The 18,027-nt window shown below is 67.8% G+C and carries 24 protein-coding genes; 9 read left to right on the top strand and 15 right to left on the bottom strand.

Going from position 1 to position 18,027, the window contains the following annotated elements; all coding sequences use genetic code 11:
• Window positions 1–4: 4 nt before the first annotated feature.
• Window positions 5–1,057 carry a carboxylate-amine ligase gene (locus tag ABD210_RS18610; RefSeq protein ID WP_344112920.1) on the bottom strand — a complete coding sequence of 351 codons (1,053 nt, stop codon included), beginning with the start codon at window positions 1,055–1,057 and terminating at the stop codon, window positions 5–7.
• Window positions 1,058–1,146: 89 nt separating this feature from the next.
• Between ABD210_RS18610 and ABD210_RS18605 the strand changes: the two genes are divergently transcribed.
• Entirely contained in the window at window positions 1,147–1,884 is a 738-nt protein-coding gene (locus tag ABD210_RS18605; RefSeq protein ID WP_344112918.1) for a HipA family kinase, read from the top strand.
• On the top strand, window positions 1,881–2,261 hold the full coding sequence (locus ABD210_RS18600) for a DUF3037 domain-containing protein (protein ID WP_344112916.1): 381 nt from the start codon (window positions 1,881–1,883) through the stop codon (window positions 2,259–2,261). The genes ABD210_RS18605 and ABD210_RS18600 overlap by 4 nt, the downstream gene beginning before the upstream one ends.
• Here the strand turns inward: ABD210_RS18600 and pgm are convergent.
• Both pgm and ABD210_RS18590 read right to left on the bottom strand, forming a co-directional pair.
• Window positions 2,258–3,883 carry a phosphoglucomutase (alpha-D-glucose-1,6-bisphosphate-dependent) gene (gene pgm / locus ABD210_RS18595; RefSeq protein WP_344112915.1) on the bottom strand — a complete coding sequence of 542 codons (1,626 nt, stop codon included), beginning with the start codon at window positions 3,881–3,883 and terminating at the stop codon, window positions 2,258–2,260. The genes ABD210_RS18600 and pgm overlap by 4 nt on opposite strands.
• Before the next feature lie 63 nt (window positions 3,884–3,946).
• On the bottom strand, window positions 3,947–5,431 hold the full coding sequence (locus ABD210_RS18590) for a fused MFS/spermidine synthase (RefSeq protein WP_344112914.1): 1,485 nt from the start codon (window positions 5,429–5,431) through the stop codon (window positions 3,947–3,949).
• Between the two features lie 145 nt (window positions 5,432–5,576).
• On the opposite strand from ABD210_RS18590, the gene ABD210_RS18585 reads away from it, so the two are divergent.
• Window positions 5,577–6,590, top strand: a complete 1,014-nt coding sequence (locus ABD210_RS18585; protein WP_344112913.1) for a hypothetical protein — start codon at window positions 5,577–5,579, stop codon at window positions 6,588–6,590.
• Between the two features lie 23 nt (window positions 6,591–6,613).
• Here the strand turns inward: ABD210_RS18585 and ABD210_RS18580 are convergent, their stop codons facing one another.
• On the bottom strand, window positions 6,614–6,973 hold the full coding sequence (locus tag ABD210_RS18580) for an MmcQ/YjbR family DNA-binding protein (protein WP_344112912.1): 360 nt from the start codon (window positions 6,971–6,973) through the stop codon (window positions 6,614–6,616).
• A gap of 197 nt (window positions 6,974–7,170) precedes the next feature.
• Between ABD210_RS18580 and ABD210_RS18575 the strand changes: the two genes are divergently transcribed.
• Window positions 7,171–7,743 (top strand): hypothetical protein, encoded by a 573-nt coding sequence (locus tag ABD210_RS18575; RefSeq protein ID WP_344112911.1) that lies wholly within the window; start codon window positions 7,171–7,173, stop codon window positions 7,741–7,743.
• Window positions 7,744–7,877: 134 nt separating this feature from the next.
• Here the strand turns inward: ABD210_RS18575 and ABD210_RS18570 are convergent, their stop codons facing one another.
• Entirely contained in the window at window positions 7,878–8,381 is a 504-nt protein-coding gene (locus ABD210_RS18570; RefSeq protein WP_344112910.1) for a hypothetical protein, read from the bottom strand.
• Between the two features lie 234 nt (window positions 8,382–8,615).
• Entirely contained in the window at window positions 8,616–9,167 is a 552-nt protein-coding gene (locus ABD210_RS18565) for a YceI family protein (protein ID WP_344112909.1), read from the bottom strand.
• A 346-nt stretch (window positions 9,168–9,513) separates the two neighbouring features.
• On the opposite strand from ABD210_RS18565, the gene ABD210_RS18560 reads away from it, so the two are divergent.
• Window positions 9,514–10,002, top strand: a complete 489-nt coding sequence (locus ABD210_RS18560; protein WP_344112908.1) for an FBP domain-containing protein — start codon at window positions 9,514–9,516, stop codon at window positions 10,000–10,002.
• Between the two features lie 66 nt (window positions 10,003–10,068).
• A complete protein-coding gene (locus ABD210_RS18555) occupies window positions 10,069–10,344 on the top strand; it encodes a hypothetical protein (protein WP_344112907.1) in 276 nt (91 codons plus the stop codon).
• 195 nt (window positions 10,345–10,539) lie between these two features.
• Here ABD210_RS18555 and ABD210_RS18550 read toward each other — a convergent pair whose 3' ends face one another.
• A complete protein-coding gene (locus ABD210_RS18550; RefSeq protein ID WP_344112905.1) occupies window positions 10,540–10,770 on the bottom strand; it encodes a phosphoribosyltransferase family protein in 231 nt (76 codons plus the stop codon).
• Window positions 10,771–10,843: 73 nt separating this feature from the next.
• Window positions 10,844–12,082 carry an exonuclease domain-containing protein gene (locus tag ABD210_RS18545; protein ID WP_344112903.1) on the bottom strand — a complete coding sequence of 413 codons (1,239 nt, stop codon included), beginning with the start codon at window positions 12,080–12,082 and terminating at the stop codon, window positions 10,844–10,846.
• 357 nt (window positions 12,083–12,439) lie between these two features.
• On the opposite strand from ABD210_RS18545, the gene ABD210_RS18540 reads away from it, so the two are divergent.
• Entirely contained in the window at window positions 12,440–13,114 is a 675-nt protein-coding gene (locus tag ABD210_RS18540) for a DUF6308 family protein (RefSeq protein WP_344112902.1), read from the top strand.
• Here the strand turns inward: ABD210_RS18540 and ABD210_RS18535 are convergent.
• The gene (locus ABD210_RS18535) at window positions 13,097–13,618 is read right to left on the bottom strand and encodes a hypothetical protein (protein WP_344112900.1); all 522 of its coding nucleotides are present in this window, start codon (window positions 13,616–13,618) and stop codon (window positions 13,097–13,099) included. The two genes, ABD210_RS18540 and ABD210_RS18535, sit on opposite strands and share 18 nt — an antisense overlap.
• A 150-nt stretch (window positions 13,619–13,768) precedes the next feature.
• Here ABD210_RS18535 and ABD210_RS18530 point away from each other — a divergent pair, with 150 nt between their 5' ends.
• On the top strand, window positions 13,769–13,924 hold the full coding sequence (locus ABD210_RS18530; RefSeq protein ID WP_344112899.1) for a hypothetical protein: 156 nt from the start codon (window positions 13,769–13,771) through the stop codon (window positions 13,922–13,924).
• Between the two features lie 60 nt (window positions 13,925–13,984).
• Here the strand turns inward: ABD210_RS18530 and ABD210_RS18525 are convergent, their stop codons facing one another.
• Both ABD210_RS18525 and ABD210_RS18520 read right to left on the bottom strand, forming a co-directional pair.
• Window positions 13,985–14,476 (bottom strand): metallophosphoesterase family protein, encoded by a 492-nt coding sequence (locus ABD210_RS18525; RefSeq protein WP_344112897.1) that lies wholly within the window; start codon window positions 14,474–14,476, stop codon window positions 13,985–13,987.
• Between the two features lie 19 nt (window positions 14,477–14,495).
• Window positions 14,496–15,485, bottom strand: coding sequence for an NAD-dependent epimerase/dehydratase family protein (locus tag ABD210_RS18520; protein WP_344112894.1), 990 nt, complete (start codon window positions 15,483–15,485; stop codon window positions 14,496–14,498).
• A 175-nt stretch (window positions 15,486–15,660) separates the two neighbouring features.
• On the opposite strand from ABD210_RS18520, the gene ABD210_RS18515 reads away from it, so the two are divergent.
• The gene (locus tag ABD210_RS18515) at window positions 15,661–15,975 is read left to right on the top strand and encodes an antibiotic biosynthesis monooxygenase family protein (protein WP_344112893.1); all 315 of its coding nucleotides are present in this window, start codon (window positions 15,661–15,663) and stop codon (window positions 15,973–15,975) included.
• Window positions 15,976–16,068: 93 nt separating this feature from the next.
• Here ABD210_RS18515 and ABD210_RS18510 read toward each other — a convergent pair whose 3' ends face one another.
• From ABD210_RS18510 to ABD210_RS18495, 4 genes are all read right to left on the bottom strand, one after another.
• Window positions 16,069–16,416 (bottom strand): hypothetical protein, encoded by a 348-nt coding sequence (locus ABD210_RS18510; protein WP_344112892.1) that lies wholly within the window; start codon window positions 16,414–16,416, stop codon window positions 16,069–16,071.
• Window positions 16,413–16,673: a hypothetical protein gene (locus ABD210_RS18505; protein WP_344112891.1), complete on the bottom strand. Its 261-nt coding sequence runs from the start codon at window positions 16,671–16,673 to the stop codon at window positions 16,413–16,415. Before ABD210_RS18505 ends, ABD210_RS18510 begins: the two co-directional genes overlap by 4 nt.
• 218 nt (window positions 16,674–16,891) lie before the next feature.
• Window positions 16,892–17,746, bottom strand: coding sequence for a hypothetical protein (locus ABD210_RS18500; RefSeq protein WP_344112890.1), 855 nt, complete (start codon window positions 17,744–17,746; stop codon window positions 16,892–16,894).
• Window positions 17,747–17,752: 6 nt separating this feature from the next.
• Window positions 17,753–18,013: a hypothetical protein gene (locus ABD210_RS18495; RefSeq protein WP_344112889.1), complete on the bottom strand. Its 261-nt coding sequence runs from the start codon at window positions 18,011–18,013 to the stop codon at window positions 17,753–17,755.
• Between the last annotated feature and the right edge of the window lie 14 nt (window positions 18,014–18,027).

Below are 18,027 nucleotides of genomic sequence, written 5' to 3'. Positions count from 1 at the left end.
GGGGCTAGGGCTTCACTTCCGTGAGGGCGATGATGTCCGCGCCCTCACGGAAGGCTCTGCGCTGCTTGGCTGCTCCGTTGCCTTCACTGATGATGCGTCGCACGGTCTCGTCCACTCTCTCGGTCTCCCCGAGCGATTCGAGCGCGGGCCCGACATGATCCACCAACGAGTCCACTGCCTGCGTCATGGGGATCGGCCGAGCGTGCAGAACATCGAACCCGTCGGCCTCCAGCCCGTCGCGAGCGGCGAGCCAGTAGGCGGCTCGTAGTACCTCCGGCTCCAGCTTGGGCCCCAAGCCTCCGTCGGCAAGGGCTGTCATCACCAGCGCACGGATCAGCGTGGCGAGCAGCGTGGTCTCCTCGATGGTCAGCGGAACGTCGCTGACACGTATCTCTACCGTCGGGAGGTGCGTCGAGGGCCGGATGTCCCAATAGACCATCCGCTCGTCCATGATGCTGTCCGACTCGAGCAGCATCGCGACCAGGGCGTCGTAGTGTTCAGCGGACTCGAAGTACGGCGGTGGGCCCGAGCACGGCCAGCGCCTCCACATGATCGACCGCCAACTGGAGAAGCCGGTATCGGCCCGCAGGTAGACCGCAGAGTTGGCCGTCAGAGCGAGCAGTGTCGGCATCCAAGGCCGTAGGTGGTTGCTGACCCGGATGGCGGCCTCCTTGTCCGGAACGTCGATGTGCACGTGGCAACCACAGACCGCCTGCTCGCGGGCCAGCAGACCATAGCGGGCCGCCATCTCCCGATAGCGCGGTTTGTTGGTCACCAGTTGTTCGGCCGCACCAGTCGGAGGCGCGGCGATGGCGCACAGCCGGCCGCCTTCCTCGGCGGCCGCCGCTGCCAGCGTCGAGCGCAGCCGCTGCAGGTGCCCGAGCAACTCGGCAGAGGTGGTGCAGACAGGCGTGTTGATCTCGACCTGCGCCCTGGTCAGCTCCAGCTCCACGTCGATATCCACGTCGATGTCCACAGCATCCGCGGCGACGGCCTTGCTCTGCGGCATGGGCATGCCGCTGGCCGAGATCAGGAGCAGTTCTTCTTCAACACCCATGGACGGCAGGGTCAACTCAGGTCCTCTCCTTGAGGTCCCGCCGGTACCCGGGCGCAGCGGCGGGGAAACCGCACCCTTAGGGTTGCGGCGTGAGTCTGCCGATCGTCACTGCCACCCGGTACGTGCTGCCGTTGCGCGAAGGTGGATCACTGCCCGGAGTTGTCGAGGGCAACGATCTCGGCACCTACGTGCTGAAGTTCCACGGCGCCGGTCAGGGACCGAAGGCGCTGGTCGCGGAAATCATCGTCGGCGAGTTGTTCCGCCGGCTCGGACTGCGGGTGCCCGAGCTCAAACTGATGGAGCTCGACCCGGCGATCGGCAAGTCCGAGCCGGACCACGAGATCCAGGAACTGCTGATCCGCAGCGCCGGACTCAACCTCGCCGTGGACTTCCTGCCGGGCTCGTTCGGGTACGACGGCTCCAGCGGCAAGCCCGACGACACCACCATGGCCCGCATCCTCTGGCTGGACGCCTACGTGGCGAACGTGGACCGCTCCTGGCGCAACACCAACCTGCTCGTGTGGCACAAGGACCTCTGGCTGATCGACCACGGAGCCGCGTTGTACTTCCACCACTCCTGGATGTCCGCGGAGAGGTTCACCACACTCCCGTACGACGCGGCCGACCACGTGTTCGCGGACGTGGCCCCAGCCGTCCCCGGTATCGATGCAGAGCTAGCCGCGGCGATCACCCCGCAGTTGCTCGTCGACGCGATCGGTCTGGTCCCCGACGAGTGGATCGCCGAGGGCGACCGAGATCGGTATCTGGGCCATCTCACGGCCCGGCTGGCCGACCGCTCCGCCTGGCTGCCGGGTGGTGCACGGTGAACCTGGTGCCCTTCGACTACGTCATCCTGCGCGCGGCTCCGCGGATCCAGCGGGGCGAGTTCGTCAACGTCGGCGCTGTGCTCTACTGCCGCTCGCTGGACTTTCTAGGCGCCGCCTGGGACGTCGACCCGGACCGGTTGAAGGCGCTGGACCCGGCCGTCGACGTGGACGTGGTGTGCGCCTCGCTGGAGCACATCCGCCAGATCTGTGCGGGTGACCCCGACGGCGGCCCGGCGGCAGCCACCCGCATCGGTGAACGATTCCGCTGGCTCGCGGCGCCCCGCAGTACAGTCGTCCATCCCAGCCCTATCCACAGCGGCCTCACCAGCGACCCCACCGCCGACCTCGACCGCCTCGTCGACGCCTTCGTGCGCTAGTTCTCGAGGGCGCCGGAGACCACTTCGCGAGCCTGCACGAAGACCTGCTCCAGGTGGTCGCTGCCCTTGAAGGACTCGCCGTAGATTTTGTACAGGTCCTCTGTGCCTGACGGCCGCGCGGCGAACCACGCCGACTCAGTGGTGACCTTCAGTCCGCCGATTGGCGCGCCGTTACCCGGGGCACTGGTGAGCCGGTCGAGGATCGGCTCCCCGGCCAGCTCGGTCGCTGTCACCGCGTCCGCGGAAAGTGCCGACAGCTTCGCCTTCTGGTCGCGGGTCGCCGGCGCGTCCACCCGCGAGTACGCCGAGGCGCCGAACTTCTCCACCAACTTCGCATGGGCCCGCGAGGGGGTCTCCCCCGTCACCGCGGTGATCTCGCTGGCCAGGAGCGCGAGCAGGATGCCGTCCTTGTCCGTGGTCCAGACGCTGCCGTCGAACCGCAGGAAGCTCGCACCGGCGGACTCCTCGCCGCCGAAGCCGACACTGCCGTCGATCAGGCCCGGCACGAACCACTTGAACCCGACCGGCACCTCCCAGAGCCTGCGACCGAGATCGGCGACCACCCGGTCGATCAGCGAGGAAGACACCAGCGTCTTGCCGACCGCGACGTCCGGACCCCACTGACGGTTCCCGAACAGGTAGGAGATCGCGACCGCGAGGTAGTGGTTCGGGTTCATCAGCCCCGCGTCGGGCGTGACGATGCCGTGCCGGTCCGCGTCCGCGTCGTTGCCGGTGGCCACGTCGTACCGGTCCTTCTGGGCGACCAGCGAGGCCATCGCGTACGGCGAGGAGCAGTCCATCCGGATCTTGCCGTCGTGGTCGAGCGTCATGAACGACCAGGTCGGGTCGAGTCGCGGGTTCACCACGGTCAGGTCGAGCCCGTGCCGCTCACCGATCGCCGCCCAGTAATCGACGCTGGCGCCGCCGAGCGGGTCGGCACCGATCCTGACCCCGGCCGAACGGATCACGTCGAGGTTGAGCACCGACGGCAGATCGTCCACGTAGTGCCCGACGAAGTCGTAGTCCCCCGCTTGCGCGCGGGCCGCCTCGAACGGCTTGCGCCGCACTTCGCGCAGCCCGTCGGCGATCAGCTGGTTCGACCGGGAGGCGATCCAGCCGGTGGCGTCGGAATCCGCGGGGCCACCGTGTGGCGGGTTGTACTTGATGCCGCCGTCACGCGGCGGGTTGTGCGACGGGGTGATGACGATGCCGTCGGCACCGGCGCCCGCACCACGGTTCAGGCGCAGGATCGCGTGCGACACGGCCGGCGTCGGGGTCAGCCGGTCGGCGCTGTCCACCAGCGTCTGCACCTCGTTGCCCGCGAGAACCTCCAGCACGGTCCGCCAGGCGGGCTCGGACAGGCCGTGGCTGTCCCGGCCGACCAGCAGCGGGCCGGTCGTCCCCTCACCTGCCCTGTACTCGCAGATCGCCTGGGTGATCGCCAGGATGTGCGCCTCGTTGAAGGCGCCGTCGAGGCTCGAGCCGCGGTGGCCCGACGTACCGAAGACGACCTTCTGGGCGGGGTTCTCGACGTCCGGCGTGATCCCCTCGTACGCCGCGAGCAGCGCGTCGACGTCGACGAGATCCTCGGGCTGAGCGGGCTGGCCTGCGCGTGGGTGCATGTGCACATGCAACAAGCCTTCGGGCTCGACCACAACTCCCGGGGTGGCGCGTCTCAGGTCGGCTCACTGCCGGTAGGGCGTCAGGAGCTGATCTACCGGCGCGTAGTCATCGGTCAGCAGCGGCGCGTCGCCGACGAAACTCCGCACCTCAGCGGCGTCCGCGAGCACACTGGCCCGCGCCCCGGTGAGGCCCCGAATGGCTGCCGCGTCAATCGGCTGGTCGGATGCGACCAGGACGAAATTGCCGCCGCTGTGGTCGTCCGCCTTGGAGATCACCGCCACGTGCGCGAACTCGGCCGCGACCGTGCGGATCTCCGCCTTGAGGAACGCCTGCCGGCCCCAGTCGATGATGTTGGCCGTGTAGAGACCGTCGGGGGTGAGCACCCGGTGAAGGTCCGCCACGATCTCGCGAGTGGTCAGGTGCCACGGCACCGCGACTCCCCCGAAGGCGTCCATGATGATCAGGTTGCGGCTGTCGTCCGGCTCGGACCGTACGCCGAGTCGCCCGTCGCGGATCCGCAGGTCGAGGTCGGGGCCGGGTTTCGCGCCCAGTTCGGCCTTGTCGACCTCGATCACGCCGGGGTCGATCTCGTACACCCTGTTCTGCGTGCCTGGCCGGATCGCCGTCAGGTAGCGCGGCATGGTGAGACCGCCGCCACCGATGTGCAGGGCCCGGAGTGGCTCCTTGGCCGGCCAGCGCGCGTCGATCGCCGCCGCGAGGTTCTTGGTGTAGTCGAACTCGAGGTACGTCGGGTCGTCGAGGTCGACATATGAGTGCCTGAGCTGGTCCAGGTACAACGTCCGCCCGCCCTCGCGCGCCGGGTCCGCCACGACGCGAGCGCAGTGGTACGCCGTCTCGACCTCGCACGGCCTTGGCGCCAGCACGGTCAGGCCGGCGCCGATCAGCGCGAGTATGAGCGGCCTGGTGGCCGCCTTGAAGCCCCTGAAGTAGACCGTCAGCGCGGCGCCGCCCACCACCAGGAGACCGCCGAGCCAGAGCACGATCACGCTCGTGGGCACCTTCGCGACGAACACGAACCCGGTCAGCACGGTGCCCACGATCGCCCCGACGGTCGCGTACGCCGACAGTCTGCCGACGACCGTCCCTGTCTGCGCCAGCGTCGACAGCCTGAGCTTCGTCACCATCGGCGTCACCGCGGCGAGCAGGGCGGCCGGGAAGAACAGAGTGATGGTCACGGCGAAGAACAGCAGGTTGCTGTCCCCGCCCCGCACGGCTTCACCGGTCCACCGCACGATGGGCAGGATCAGCAGAACCAGTGCGCCGGCGACGAGCACCAACGGTCCCAGCGATCGGGTCGGCGGCACGGCATCCGCGAACCGTCCGCCGAACGCGGCACCCGTGGCGATCGCAGCCAGAGCGACGCCGATGACCGCCGTGTTCGTCTCCAGCGTCAGGCCCAGGTACGGCGCCACCAGGCGCAGTGAGACGAGTTCCAGCACCAGCACGGAGGCGGAACTGACAAAGGACAGGGCGATCGCGAGCCTGTCGCCGATGCCTTTCGCCGGGACCGCTTCGCTCTCGCTCACCGCGCCACCCTATCGGCGTAGTTTGCCCGGCTGCCTGGCTCTGCTGATGCTCGGAGCCGCCGCAGACGCAGGTCGCGTTGGCCCAACTGAAACTCTCTTGTGGACAAGGGGAGTTCGGGCTCCCTCGACTCGTACTTTCCCTGGCATGAGCAAACGAATCGTCGTCTTCTGTTCCGACCTCATCAACAAGTCCGGACCGCTGCCCGCTGAAGAACTCGGTCAGCGGGTCCGCGCCGCCGGCCTGACCAAGTCCATCAATCCGGTGACCACGATCCGCACCGCGCTGCGCCAGTCGCCGATCATGGTGCAACTGCCGGACGGCCGGTTCGACTCAGCCCGGCGGATGCTGGACGGCGTCGCCCTGACCCACCGCGTCCGATTCGCGACCAAGGGCAGACAGGTGCTGTTCGCCGGCCCGGAGCTGGCGGTGCTCGACCAGGTGCTCGTGCACGAGGGCTCGCTCGCGCTGACCGCGGGCGGGGCTGTCACCTCGTCGCTCGGGGAGTTCGGCGGCTGGTGCGGTCCGCCGGACTGGCTGCCCGAGGTGCCCGCCGATGCGCTGCTCGCCTTCCGGTTCAGGGACGGGCGCCTGTCGGTCGAAACTGTGGGAGACGAGCCTGCCCGCACGAGCGACGCGGTCGAGCGACTGCGCCTTGTGCTTCGCCGGCATCTGATGGCTGCAGACGACCTGGACCACTGGCATAGCCATCACACGCTCGGCAAGGTGATGCTTCGTGCCCTGGCGGAGGTCCCCGATCTGCTGGTCGAACCGTTGCCGCCTCTGGACGAGGTGCTGCAGCTCGGTGATGAGCGGTGGGCGCGGAACTGGCCGGTGGAGTCGGTCGAGGGCGTTCGTGAGGGGCAGCGCCTGGTGCTGGCCGACGTGCCCGGGGCGCTGGTCTCGGCGTTGCGGCGGGATGCGGACCGGCTTGGCGTGACTCCCGGAGAGCTGACGGTGCTCCTCCTGTCGGCCGCGACGTATCGAACGGCCATGCCTTGCCGCCATGACGCCCAGGCCGCCTGGCTCAGCGATCCCGGCGGCCGTCCCGCTCAGGATGACAGTCCCGACGTGCTTGACGATGATTGCGACGACTTCGAGGACGTCTGGCTCGACCAGCTGCCACCGGCCCTGCTCGCTCTCAGGGAACAGCCGCGATGAACAGGTCAGTCGCGATCTGTCCGTCAGTCCTGGTCCAGACGGGCGATCAGGATCTTGGGCGCGACCTGGCGGTAGGCGTCCTCGACGATGTCCTCGAGCTGGTCCCAGTCGACCCCGTCGACGTCGAGGTAGACGCCGAGCCAGCCGCGATGACCGACGTAGGGCGGCCGGAAGAAGTGCTCGGGATCGGCGGCGATCAGAGCCTCCTGGGCACCCTCCGGCGCGGCACACCAAAAGCCGGTCCGATCATCGTGGTGCTGATCCGCGAACATCACGAACGTCTTCTTGTCCCGGACGAACCACGTCGGCTCGCCATGACTCAGCCGCTCAGTGGTCTCCGGCAGGCTCAGACAAATCCCTCGCAACCGCTCCAACCCGTCCACCGGCCACCTCCGCCCGTTTCGATCAGCTGCGCCGCAGTTCAGTCTGGTCAGGATCCGGTTCAGCTGAGTCCTCCAACCCAAGTCTGGGATCGACTGTGATCTAGGTCACAGTGACCACGGTCCGTGTCTCAGCGTTACACGGTCAGTGCCGGTGGGTGCGAGCGGCAGTGCCGCGCCCCGAAGGAGGTTCGGACAAAATGCGCATTCGGAACCTGGCGGTGACCGCCACGCTGATCCCGGTCCTGATGCTCGCCGGTTGCGGCAGTGACGAATCGACCGATGTGGCCGCGTCGTCACCTGGTGCGACGAAGGCGTCCAAGCACGATGTGGCTGATGCCGTGGCCGCGGGCGGCTCCGGTCAGCCGGGGGGCGCGCAGAGTTCTGACGACCCGATCGTCAACGCGTACTACAGCTACCGCATCGCACTTGATGTGATGATGCGCAGCGGCGGCAAGTCGACCAAGCAGTTGATCCCGGTGATGACACCGAGCCTGTACCGCTCGATCAGCCAGCAAGCGAAGTACTACCGCACCAACCGACTGCACAACACGGGCGTCACCACCGTCGTCTGGGCCAAGCGCACCCTGGTTTCGAACGGCGTGATCGTGCGCGCCTGTTACGACACCAAACTGGCCAGCACCGTCGACGCCAAGGGCAAGAGCGCACTACCGGCGAAGACGCCCACCCGCTGGCTGGACGAGATGCGGGTCGAGCAGCAGCAAGGCCGCTGGGTCGTCGACGGCGGCCGCACCACACCGCAGAAATGCTGACCAGACTCCCTCAGTAGAGGGCCACCACGACTCCGACCGCTGCCCATCTCCGGGCACACCTCGCGGCTCGGAGCCAACTCGCAGCGCGGAGAGCAGCACCACCCGGGCTCTCCGCGCTGTCTGTTTCCCGGCGCTCAGGGGTGGCGGCTCTCAATGCTGATGAGGGCTTCTACGGCGTCGCGGAGGTCGGCGTCGTCGCCGGGGCCGGACCAGACGATGACTCGGGCTTTCCCGCCGAGCCTGGCGGCGACCAGTTCGCGGGCGGGCGTGGGATCACCTTGGTTGAGCAGCACGACGAGTCGCCGGCCGTCGCGCTGCAGTCGATCGAGCAGCGGCGGCAGGGTTGATCCACGAAACACCCCGGGATCGCTCTTCACCTTCGTCTCGATCATGATGCCGCGCCCGCGGACGACCAGCAGGAAGTCCGCCCGATCCCGGGTGAACTCGCGATCGTGATAGACCCGCGCCCTCGGCCAGAGTCGCTTCAGCGCCTCATCCACCTCAGCGTCGTACCGGGTCGCCAGCCGGCTCACCCTGGAACTCGTACTGCGTGGGCGAAACGCCTCGGGCGAGCGTCGGCCGCGGCGTCGCCGACCCAGCAACGGCAGGAACCATCGACGGAGTCTGGTGTCGATCATCGGCGGACCCCCTGGACCTAGCCCGGCACTCACAGAAAGTCTGTCAGCACCAACTGTGACGATCCAGGCCTGAACATCCTGCACCCCCGATCGTGATCCCATTGCGACGAACCCGGAGCACCGAACTCCATCGCCACAGAGGTGATCCACGCCGACCCGGGACCGCGCGACTAGAGGCCACGCGGATCCCACGGGTGCCCGCGAAGGGGTCAGCTCCCATCAGGCGATCTTGATTCAGGCGTTCTTGATTGCGGAGACCTCGATCTCGAGGGTGATCTTCTCGCTCACCAATACGCCGCCGCCCTCGAGCGCGGCGTTCCAACTGACGCCCCAATCCTTGCGATTCAGCACCGTCGTACCCTCGAGGCCGATCCGGACGTTGCCGTAGGGGTCGACCGCGCTGCCGGTGAACTCGAAGTCCATGGTGACCGGCTTGGTGACGCCGCGGATGGTCAGATCGCCGGTGACCTTGAAAGTGTTCTCACCAGTCTGCTCGACAGACGTGGAGACGAAGGTGATCTCCGGGTTGTTGGCCATGTCGAGGAAGTCGTTGCTGCGCAGGTGCTCGTCACGCTGGTCGTTGCGGGTATCGATGCTCTTGGCCTGGATCGTCACCCGCCCGTAGGAGTTCTCCGGGTGCTCACCGTCGATGTGCAACGTGCCCTCGAAGTCGTCGAACGACCCACGCACCTTGGCCACCATCGCATGCCGCGCGACGAAACCCATCCGGCTGTGCGCGGGGTCGATGGTGTAGTCACCGGTCAGCTCGGAGTACCCAGTAGTCATGACAGTCCGCCTCCTGGAAATAGTTGAACTTTGTATCTTCAAACCTGGCAGACCCGACGGCATTCCGTCCAGCCCCAAACACGTGGATTCACCGGATAGCGGAGAACGAACACATCCCTCCCGAAGCCGCCCGGACCGGCCTATACCGGAGCCGGGTCCGCCGCGCAGGGGCCATCGCCTCGACGGCGGCCGGTACGGCCGGCATGCGATGATCGAGCAGGTCGCGACGGGATCAGTTGGCCGTCCCGCGCGCGCAGCTGATTGCCTGAGGCAACCAGTTATTGAGTTGCGACGATCCTGGCCGGCGGGTTGGGTGGGTGGTCGCCGACCGATTCGGAGGACCACAGTGCTGCCGCTCAGCGTGGAGGAGATCAGGACTTCCTTCGTCAACTCGTCCAAGAGCCTGGTGAAGGCGATGACGCTCCCGCGCGACTTCGCCGACCTGGCGTGGGACTCGCTGGACTACCTCGGCTGGCGCGACCCGAAGGCGCCCGCCCGCGCGTACCTCGTCGTACGTCGGGACGCCGAGGTGACCGGGATCGCCCTGAACACGGCCGCGACGGGTAGGCCGCGGCGCGGTACCGGCTTGTGCGACCTCTGCCATACCGCCCACCAGATCACTGATGTCGCGTTGTTCGCGGCTCGGCGAGCCGGTTCGGCCGGACGGGCGGGCAACACCGTCGGCACCTACATCTGCGCCGATCTGGCGTGCTCCCTCTACATCCGCGGGCTGCGCGACGTCGAGGTCCCTCAAGGTGAGACCGCCCCACCCGAGGTCCGCGCCGATCGGCTCGAAGAACGATTGGAGACTTTCGTCAATCGGGTACTCGTATAACGGCCCGCGATGACTACGCTTGGCGCAGAGCCACGGGGCAGGCTGTCAGAACCGGGAGAGGGCACGATGACGGAGTTCAGAATCACCCACGAGATCCACCAGGTCCACCCGGACATTCGCGAGAAGCTCACCGCCACCACCATCGAGGCCATCAACGAGTCGAGCTCCCGGTCGGCGGAGGACGCCGCACTCGTCCTGCGCAACAAGCTCGGCGAGATCGGCGTACACATGAGCGACGCGGCCTGCCTGGCAGCAGTCGAGCGCATCCGCTCCGGCAAGACCCTCCGCTTCGAAATCGAACGCCGCGAAGGTGACGACGAGGATGAGGAGGAGCAGCTGTAACGCCGGTGCTTCCGTGGGCGTGGACCTCGCGTAAGGGCAGGGCGGGAATTCGGCTGGCGCCCGCTGTCCGCTGGCCGCTGGCAGGCTTTCCGACGACTGGCGCCTTGCAAGCCGCCAGCGGTCGAAGAAGCTGCCAGCCGCCGCCTTCGCTGGCTGGCGCACGCCGGGCCCGCGGAGCCCGCGGAGGCAAAGGTGCTAGTGGGTTGGGCGGAGGGCTGTGGAGGTCAGGAGTGAGACAAGGGTGATGTCGGCCGCGGCCAAGGAGGCTTCGCCGCCTTGTTGGCGGTCTATCACGCAGAGGGCTTCGCGGATGTCGGCGCCGAGGGTTCGCAGTTCCTTGGTGGACAGGATGATCTGGCCGCCGCTGGTGACTACGTCCTCGACGATCAGGACCCGGCGGCCGGCAACCTCCGCGCCTTCGGCCAACCGGCAGGTGCCGTAGGTCTTCGCCTCCTTTCGGACGAAGGCGCAGAGCAGGCCGGTGTGTCGCCCGGGCGCGTCAGCTCGCCCTCTGTTGTTCGGAGTTGAACAACAGGCGGCGGAAATCCTCGATCGCAATGATGGGGATGCCGTAGGAGCGGGCCGCACGGGCCTTGACCGAGAGGCTGTCCGCGTCGGCTGCCACTACGAAGGTGGTGTCGGGGCGCACCGCCTCCTGGGGGTTGAAGCCGGCCGCCACCGCGCGGTCCCACCAAAGCTCGCGCGGCTCGACCATGTCGCCGGTGAAGACCATCGTGCTGCCGGGCGGAAATCCCTGCGCACCAGGGCGCGTGGGGACTTGGTAGCGACCATCGCTGGCCCGCAACAGCGCCTCGTCCACATCCGTGGCCCGGTGACCCAGCATCACCGCAACCCGGTCGAGGTCATTCCGCTCGTCGCTGCTGACCTCGGCCTCGCCGTCGCTCCACAAGGCCGCCGCGAGCGCCTCCACGTAGTACCGGTGCAGCTTGTCCACTTGTGATCGCGTCAACCCGAGATCTGTCGCGACGTGCACCAACTGGTCCGCCTCCGCGGCGTTGATCTCGCGGTCGGCCAGGATCATGTCCAGCACGGCCAAGTACGAATCGGCTTGCGGTGGCTCCGGCACCCGGGGCAACTGGTCGACCAGCCGGCTCATCCAGCCATGCCGACCAGCTGCGTGAACAGGTCGGACCGTCGGCGTGAACTCGGCACCCGGCAGCTCGGGCCACCTCAGCCCGCGGACCTCGTCGTACGCCCATTGCCAGGGCGGCGGTGAAGGAAATGCCTGCAAATACCGGCTGAAGAGCTCGGCCGTTGCACGGGTGTCCGCAAGGGCCGAATGCCAACCCTCCAAGGAGATCCCGGCCGCCGTGCAGCATGCGCCGAGCGTTCGCTTGGCGCCCGGATACAGATAGCCCGCCAGGGCCATCGTGCACATCGACCGCTCAGTGATCAGCGGTACTGCGAAGCCGAGGCGCGCGAACTCCGCCCGGAGGAACCCGAGGTCGAACTCCACGTTGTGGCCGACAACCATCCGCCCGGCGAGCAGCCGGCCCAAGTGCCGGGCGACGTCGGCGAACTCCGGCGCGGCCAGCACGTCGGCCGTCAGGATCCCGTGGATGTGTTGCGGGCCGAGGTCGCGCCGAGGATTCAGCAAGGTGACCCATTCGTGCTCGAACCGGCCCTGGGCGTCCAGCAGCACGACGGCGATCTCGATCACCCGGTGCCGCTGCCCCGGCAGCAGGCCAGTGGTCTCGGTGTCGATGACGGCATACATCCCCAGCGCCTCCTCCAACTCGAGCCCGGCTCCAACGCGTAGCAAGCCAATCACGGCGCACCGACAGTTTCCGCGACCGGGAACCGGCTCGCTCCAGAGCCAGACCGATCGGCAACTCTTTGTAACGAACGCATTGGAACGATCGATAGGCCGTATGCGTGGGGGGAAACGCCGCGAAGACGCCGCGCATCGACCCTGCGCGCGAGCGCGAACCGGAGGCAACCACATGAGTCAGCCGAGCACGCCCAATTGCCCGCAGACCCCTGGCTTCGAGCCGGATCTGCAGCGGCCGGTCAGCGGTACTACGGGTTTGTGGTACTGACCACCAAACCGCGGAAAGCACTGGCACGGAGCGACATGCAAATCACCATCGACACCGGCCTGTCCGGCCGGCTGCTGCAGTTCGTCACAGACCCGCAGGCCATCCAAGACCTCAGGACCTACTACCAGGACGGTCCTTCGAGCTACACGGGCCGCTGGTTCGAACGGATCGGCACGCCGGAAGAACAACACCGCAACAGGAACCGGCTCACCTCGGACGACATCGTTGCCCTCTCAGCGGTGAGCGTCCGGCTCCCGATCACGGTCTCGGCCCGGCTGCTCGGGACGGACGCAGCGGAGATCTCGGCGCTCCTGACCGACATCCCGGCCGACGTTGACCTCTGGTCCGCGTCGAGGGCACACCTCGGCCCGAAGTCGGCGGCCTTCCAGCTCTTCACGAAGCTCCGCGCAATGGCCTGGAACGGCGGCGAGCACGGAACAGCCTGGGTGACCGCGCACAAACTGCTGGCGCGCAAACGCCCGAGGCTGATTCCCATGTACGACGCGCAGGTGCGGGGCTTGGTCGATCTCGGCAAGGGCGCGGACTGGTGGATGTCCCTGCAGTCCGCCCTGACTCCTCAGATCCGCGACCACCTGATCCGCGCCCACAAGGCGGCTGAGCTCGACCCGACGATCTCCTCGCTCCGCACGCTCGACGTCATCTTGTGGATGCGAGCCCGGCGGACGACCGTGTCAGCCCGCGCTTCCTGATTCCTCGACCGGGATGTCGATGGCGATCTCCTCGCCGAGCTTGGCGCCACCGGTCAGCTCGAGGTCATCCCCGCTCCAGAAGCGGCCCGGGTCGTACCAGTTGAGCCGTCGACCGCCGGGGAGCAGCCCCATCTCCTCGTAAGTGACGGCAACCACCTCGGCGCAGTACGCGCTCTCCAGTTCCAGTTCGCGTTCACCGCGGCGGAACTTGGGGATCCGCCCGCGCAGCCAGCGCGATGCCAGCCGGGCCGTCGACGGGAACGGAGTACCGTCCAGGCGCGCGACAGTTCGCAGTACGGCGTCTTCGGTCTCGTGGGTGATCGGGTACTCGAGCTGCCGAAGCCAGGCGCGCTGGCCGTACCTGCGGGACCACACGAGCACCGCGTCGCGCAGGTCATGCAGCTGTACGCCGCGCTGGTGCTCCCCCGACCACATGTCCGGCAGGGATCGACCGAGCTCGGCGTGCCACATCAGCGGCGGCAGGTCCTCGAGCACGATCGCCATACCGACGTGGTTGACGGGGCTGTTGGTAGTGAGCTGAATTGCGCGATCGGCCGCACTCTCACCCCGGAACAACCAAATGTCACCTGTTCGTGTCAGTTCCGTAGCATCATCCAGCGAAATCCGCGTCTCCACGTCGCTAGGTTAGTGCTCATGAAGGCATGGAAGGTTGTAGGACTGGCGGGGATTGTCGGAGTCGCGGCAACCGGTGTGGTGATCGCACGGGGCGAGCGCAAGCGTCGCGCCTATACGCCGGAAGAGGTCCGTGACCGCATCAAGACCCGGGTCAAGGAAGCAGCCAACGCCTAGTCGGTACTGCGGGTCGCCCGCGCGCCGGTGATTCCTCACCGGCGACTCGCGCTCGCGGGATCAAAGGTTGTGTAGGGCAACTTTCTCCAGCCGGCCCGAGGTGATCTCGGCGGTCTGGTAGGTGCAGTACGGCTGACTCCGACGATCCGTCGGTGAGCCCGGGTTCAGCAGCCTCAGCCCTCGCTGCGTCGTCGTGTCCCACGGGATGTGGCTGTGGCCGAACACGAGCAGATCCACGTCGGGGTACGCCCGCTCGCAGCGCTCCTCCCTGCCCTTGGCAGAACCGGTCTCGTGCACGACCGCGATCGACACCCCGTCCAGCTTGACCCGGGCGACCTCGGGCAGCCGCGCCCGCAGCTCGGCTCCGTCATTGTTGCCCCAGCACCCGATCAACCGCTCCGCGCGCGCTTCCAGCTCGTCGAGCAGTTCGACGTGCACCCAGTCGCCGGCGTGGATCACCACATCGGCCTGGTCGACCGCCTCCCAGACGGCGGCCGGGAGCTTCTTCGCGCGGACCGGAAGGTGGGTGTCGGAGATCAGCACCAGACGCATGCCACCCACCCTGCCACGATCACTCGGCCAAGGACTCGATCAACTCCCTCTCACGCTGAGGGCTGAGACCGGCCTTGCGTTCGCGGTCCAGGCCGAGCTCGCGCTCCCAGGCCAAGGTGTCGCGCAAGAACTCGTCCCGCGGCCGATGCCTCAAGCCGGCGGCCACCGCCGCCTGCCCGCTGCGACTCGACCAGCCTTCGTAGCCCGGCTCCGTCAACCACATCGCGATCGACTCGGGCCCCATGTACTGCTCGACCTTCTGCTCCTCCAGCCAGTCCCGCGGCGCCAGGACAACAGGCCCCGTGTGACCGCCGATCGACCGGACCAGCTCGATCCACTCCCCGAACGGCACCACCGGGCCGACGGCATCGAAGGTCCCCGTCCGACCGGCCTCAGCACAATCCAGCAGCCATGCCGCGAGGTCCCGGACGTCGATCACCGAGGTCGCGAGATCCGGGGTGTCCGGCACCAGCAGCACCTCCTCCGGCGCTCGGGCCGCGCGAGCCACCCAAGCCCCCGCCCGGTCGCTGCTGTCGCCCGGGCCGCCGATCAGGCCTGCCCGAGCGATGACCAGACGATCCCCCACCGCCTCGACCGATGCCAGCTCGCTCGCGACCTTCGCCTCGCCGTAAAGCTCCCGGTCGACCGTGTCCGCCTCCGTCGCAGCCCGAAGCGGTGCCGATTCATCCGCGCCAGGCGTATCGAACTTCTCGTAGGCGTTGCCGGACGACACATACGTCCAGTGTTTGGCCTTCCCCGCAAAGGCATCCAGTGCACCCCTCACGAACCCTGGCTGCCACGACACCTCGAAGACGGCGTCCCACTCCTGCTCCGGCACGCCGGCGTACGCGTCCGGCCGGCTGCGGTCAGCCGTGACCAAGGTGGCTCCTTCGGCCACAGAGCCGCTCTCGCCTCGCGCCACGCAGGTGACGGCATGTCCGCGAGCCAGCGCCTGCGCGGCGATCTCGCGACCGAGCCAGGCCGTTCCACCAAGAATCAGAATGTCCACGGAGACAGCCAAGCAGGCCGCTGCGACAAAACCCATCGGCTCTGCCGAGGGCAGACGCCGGACACAGTTCGTGGCGTCTCGCGGGCACCGCGTCAACCCGCGCCACAGACCCTTGCGGGCCGAGCCAGGCAGGCGCACTGTCGGTAGATAAGGCAACTACTACCTAGGGGGAAAAATGGCTGGTTTCGTTCAGATCATCGAGTATCGGACGTCCAAGCCGGACGAGGTCGCGGCACTGGGTGACGAGTTCCAAAAGTCACGCGAGGCCGACAACGACAGCGCCGTGCCCGGTCGCGGCATGACCTGCGCCGACCGGGACAACCCCGGGCGCTACTTCACGATTGTCGAGTTCGACTCGTACGACGCCGCGATGGAGAACTCCAAGCGCTCCGACACCAGCGAGTTCGCCGCCAAGATGATGGAGCTCTGCGACGGCGCGCCGACGTTCTACAACCTCGACCTGCTCCAGGTGCAGGGAACCAAGAACTAGGTGGTCGAGCGGGCCGACGCCGGAGGGAGGAGTGACGGCGGCCCGCTCGGGGTCAGACCGGGTCCGCGGCGCCGGATCCGGTCGTGGTCTGGGTCAGTGATGGGGCTGGTTGCCGGCTGCCGGCTCTTCGTCCGGGTCGGGTTCGGGCTCCGGAGCCGCGTGCAGGTCGGGCCAGGGCCGCGGGGGCAGATCGGTGCGCACCTTCAGCTCCGGATCCGGGCCTGCTTCGGGATCGAGCCACTCGACCTCGGTGGCGCCCTGGTGACCGTGGATCGCGATCACCGAGTCGATGCCGTCCCACACCGTGGTGGTCGGATAGTCGCCGTACCAGCGGAGCGCGACCGCCCCGTCGGTGAACTGGACGCCCTCGGCGACCGGACCGGTGCCGCTGACGCCGGAGATGTCGTGATGGCGGATCAGCCGGAAGCGACGCGATGTCATTTCGGGGTTACCTCCCAGAGCCGTTCGCCCGGCAGGCTGCGGCCGGGCGTGGGATCGCTGTCCGCGATCGGTTCACTGGTCACGCGCAGGCCGGCGAACCGGCGCGACATGGCCGCTGCATAGCGGTCGGCCAGTTCGGCCTCCGCCCGGTAGTCCGCGACGACGTGGTCCCCGAACCACACTCGGACGCGGCGGCGTTTCGGACCAGCACCTGACCGGGGCGGCGGGGTGGGGTCAGAACCAGCGCTGTCGGACATCAGTGCACCCTGCGCCCGGTCGGTTCGGTCGACGTACGAAGGCCTGTCGGTGTTCCCATCGGCGGCATCGAGGAGCTGCGGTTCACTTCGATCACTTCCACTTCCCTGTGGGGATGGGTTCACTGGTAGTGACGGCCGGCCCACAGGTTCATGACGCGATTCCGCAGAGACATTTTCGGACCCGACCAGAGCGCTCGCACGACTGCACGTTCCCGCAGTCAGCCCCGCGAGTCCGGTGTGATCTCCACGTCGATCTCCGGTACGTCGATCTCCGGTACGTCGATCGGCTCGGACGCCTGCTGGCCGCTCGAGGGCTCCGGAAGCTCCACGTCGATGACGGTGGGTCGGCTGAGCCCCGGCAGGTCGTCGTAGGTGAAGGTGGCGGTGACCCGGTCCTGGTCGATGGTCAGGGACGCCTCGCGCCAGTTGCGCTTGCCGTGCTCCTCCATCGCCTTCAGCAGTTCGGTCGCCGCCTCGTCCAGCTCGACCTTGATCTCGAAGTCCCGCTCGTCGTCGTCCCGCTCGTCCACCACCTCGGCCCTGCCGCCGCCGACGACCACGATGTCTACCTTGAGCGGCTCGTGCTGCTCCCGCTCCTCGTCATCCTTCTGCTGCTGCTTCCGCAGCTTCTGCAGGGCCTTCCGGGCGACCTTGATCACCGGCGGCTCCTTGCCCTCGGCATCTTCGGCCGGCTTGAACGGCAGCGAGGTCCGCTTGATCCGGCCGAACACGTCCCGATCGGCGACGTCACCCGCTCCCCCGGTCACCTTGTTGCGGTCAGCGGATCCAGCGTCGGGCCGGTCGGTCGACTGCGAACCACCGACCAGCCGCTCGGCCCAGGCCTTGGCCTTCGGGGGTGCCATGGACAGGTAGTGCGCCGCGGCTTCGCAGGACCGGGCTGCGGCGTCCAGTTGCTGCGCGGCGACGGTCGCCCGCCCTTGCGAGGCGGCCATCGCCAGGGCCGCGCTCTCCCGGCAGCGTTCGGCCGTCCGTTGCAGCTGGAGCACCACCTGCGGCACCTCGTCCAGGCACTCGACCAGCCCCTGGGCGACTCGCTGCAGGTCGGACGGCATCAGTGGTCAGATCTGGTCGGCGTAGTTCTTGCAGCCGGCCGAGGCGATCTCCAGTGCCTCTGCTGCCTGTTCGACAGCCTTGCCGGCGGCGTCCAGGATCTCGGAGATGTCGCGATCCACCCCGGTCGCCGTACCGGCGATCAGACTCTCCACCTGCGCGCTGTGCTGGGTGAAGCGGAGCTTGAATCCGGCCAAGCCTCCAGCTGCCTGCTTGGCCTCGGCCGAGACCTGATGCAGCTGTTCCTTGAGCCGCTGTACGTCGGACACTGACTGCCCCTCTG

The organism is Kribbella alba (assembly GCF_039529635.1).
GTDB lineage: Bacteria > Actinomycetota > Actinomycetes > Propionibacteriales > Kribbellaceae > Kribbella > Kribbella alba.
The sequence above is the reverse complement of the archived record's forward strand: the minus strand, read 5'-3'. Positions and strand labels throughout refer to the sequence as shown.

What these genes read in the sequence shown, in the direction of transcription:
- ABD210_RS18530 (WP_344112899.1), top strand. Translation starts at nt 13,769, where the DNA reads ATGAAGGCATGGAAGGTTGTAGGACTGGCGGGGATTGTCGGAGTCGCG.
- ABD210_RS18525 (WP_344112897.1), bottom strand. Translation starts at nt 14,476, where the DNA reads ATGCGTCTGGTGCTGATCTCCGACACCCACCTTCCGGTCCGCGCGAAG.
- ABD210_RS18585 (WP_344112913.1), top strand. Translation starts at nt 5,577, where the DNA reads ATGAGCAAACGAATCGTCGTCTTCTGTTCCGACCTCATCAACAAGTCC.
- ABD210_RS18610 (WP_344112920.1), bottom strand. Translation starts at nt 1,057, where the DNA reads ATGGGTGTTGAAGAAGAACTGCTCCTGATCTCGGCCAGCGGCATGCCC.
- ABD210_RS18510 (WP_344112892.1), bottom strand. Translation starts at nt 16,416, where the DNA reads ATGACATCGCGTCGCTTCCGGCTGATCCGCCATCACGACATCTCCGGC.
- pgm (WP_344112915.1), bottom strand. Translation starts at nt 3,883, where the DNA reads ATGCACCCACGCGCAGGCCAGCCCGCTCAGCCCGAGGATCTCGTCGAC.
- ABD210_RS18575 (WP_344112911.1), top strand. Translation starts at nt 7,171, where the DNA reads ATGCGCATTCGGAACCTGGCGGTGACCGCCACGCTGATCCCGGTCCTG.
- ABD210_RS18535 (WP_344112900.1), bottom strand. Translation starts at nt 13,618, where the DNA reads ATGGCGATCGTGCTCGAGGACCTGCCGCCGCTGATGTGGCACGCCGAG.
- ABD210_RS18545 (WP_344112903.1), bottom strand. Translation starts at nt 12,082, where the DNA reads ATGTATGCCGTCATCGACACCGAGACCACTGGCCTGCTGCCGGGGCAG.
- ABD210_RS18515 (WP_344112893.1), top strand. Translation starts at nt 15,661, where the DNA reads ATGGCTGGTTTCGTTCAGATCATCGAGTATCGGACGTCCAAGCCGGAC.
- ABD210_RS18570 (WP_344112910.1), bottom strand. Translation starts at nt 8,381, where the DNA reads ATGATCGACACCAGACTCCGTCGATGGTTCCTGCCGTTGCTGGGTCGG.
- ABD210_RS18555 (WP_344112907.1), top strand. Translation starts at nt 10,069, where the DNA reads ATGACGGAGTTCAGAATCACCCACGAGATCCACCAGGTCCACCCGGAC.
- ABD210_RS18565 (WP_344112909.1), bottom strand. Translation starts at nt 9,167, where the DNA reads ATGACTACTGGGTACTCCGAGCTGACCGGTGACTACACCATCGACCCC.
- ABD210_RS18505 (WP_344112891.1), bottom strand. Translation starts at nt 16,673, where the DNA reads ATGTCCGACAGCGCTGGTTCTGACCCCACCCCGCCGCCCCGGTCAGGT.
- ABD210_RS18540 (WP_344112902.1), top strand. Translation starts at nt 12,440, where the DNA reads ATGCAAATCACCATCGACACCGGCCTGTCCGGCCGGCTGCTGCAGTTC.
- ABD210_RS18500 (WP_344112890.1), bottom strand. Translation starts at nt 17,746, where the DNA reads ATGCCGTCCGACCTGCAGCGAGTCGCCCAGGGGCTGGTCGAGTGCCTG.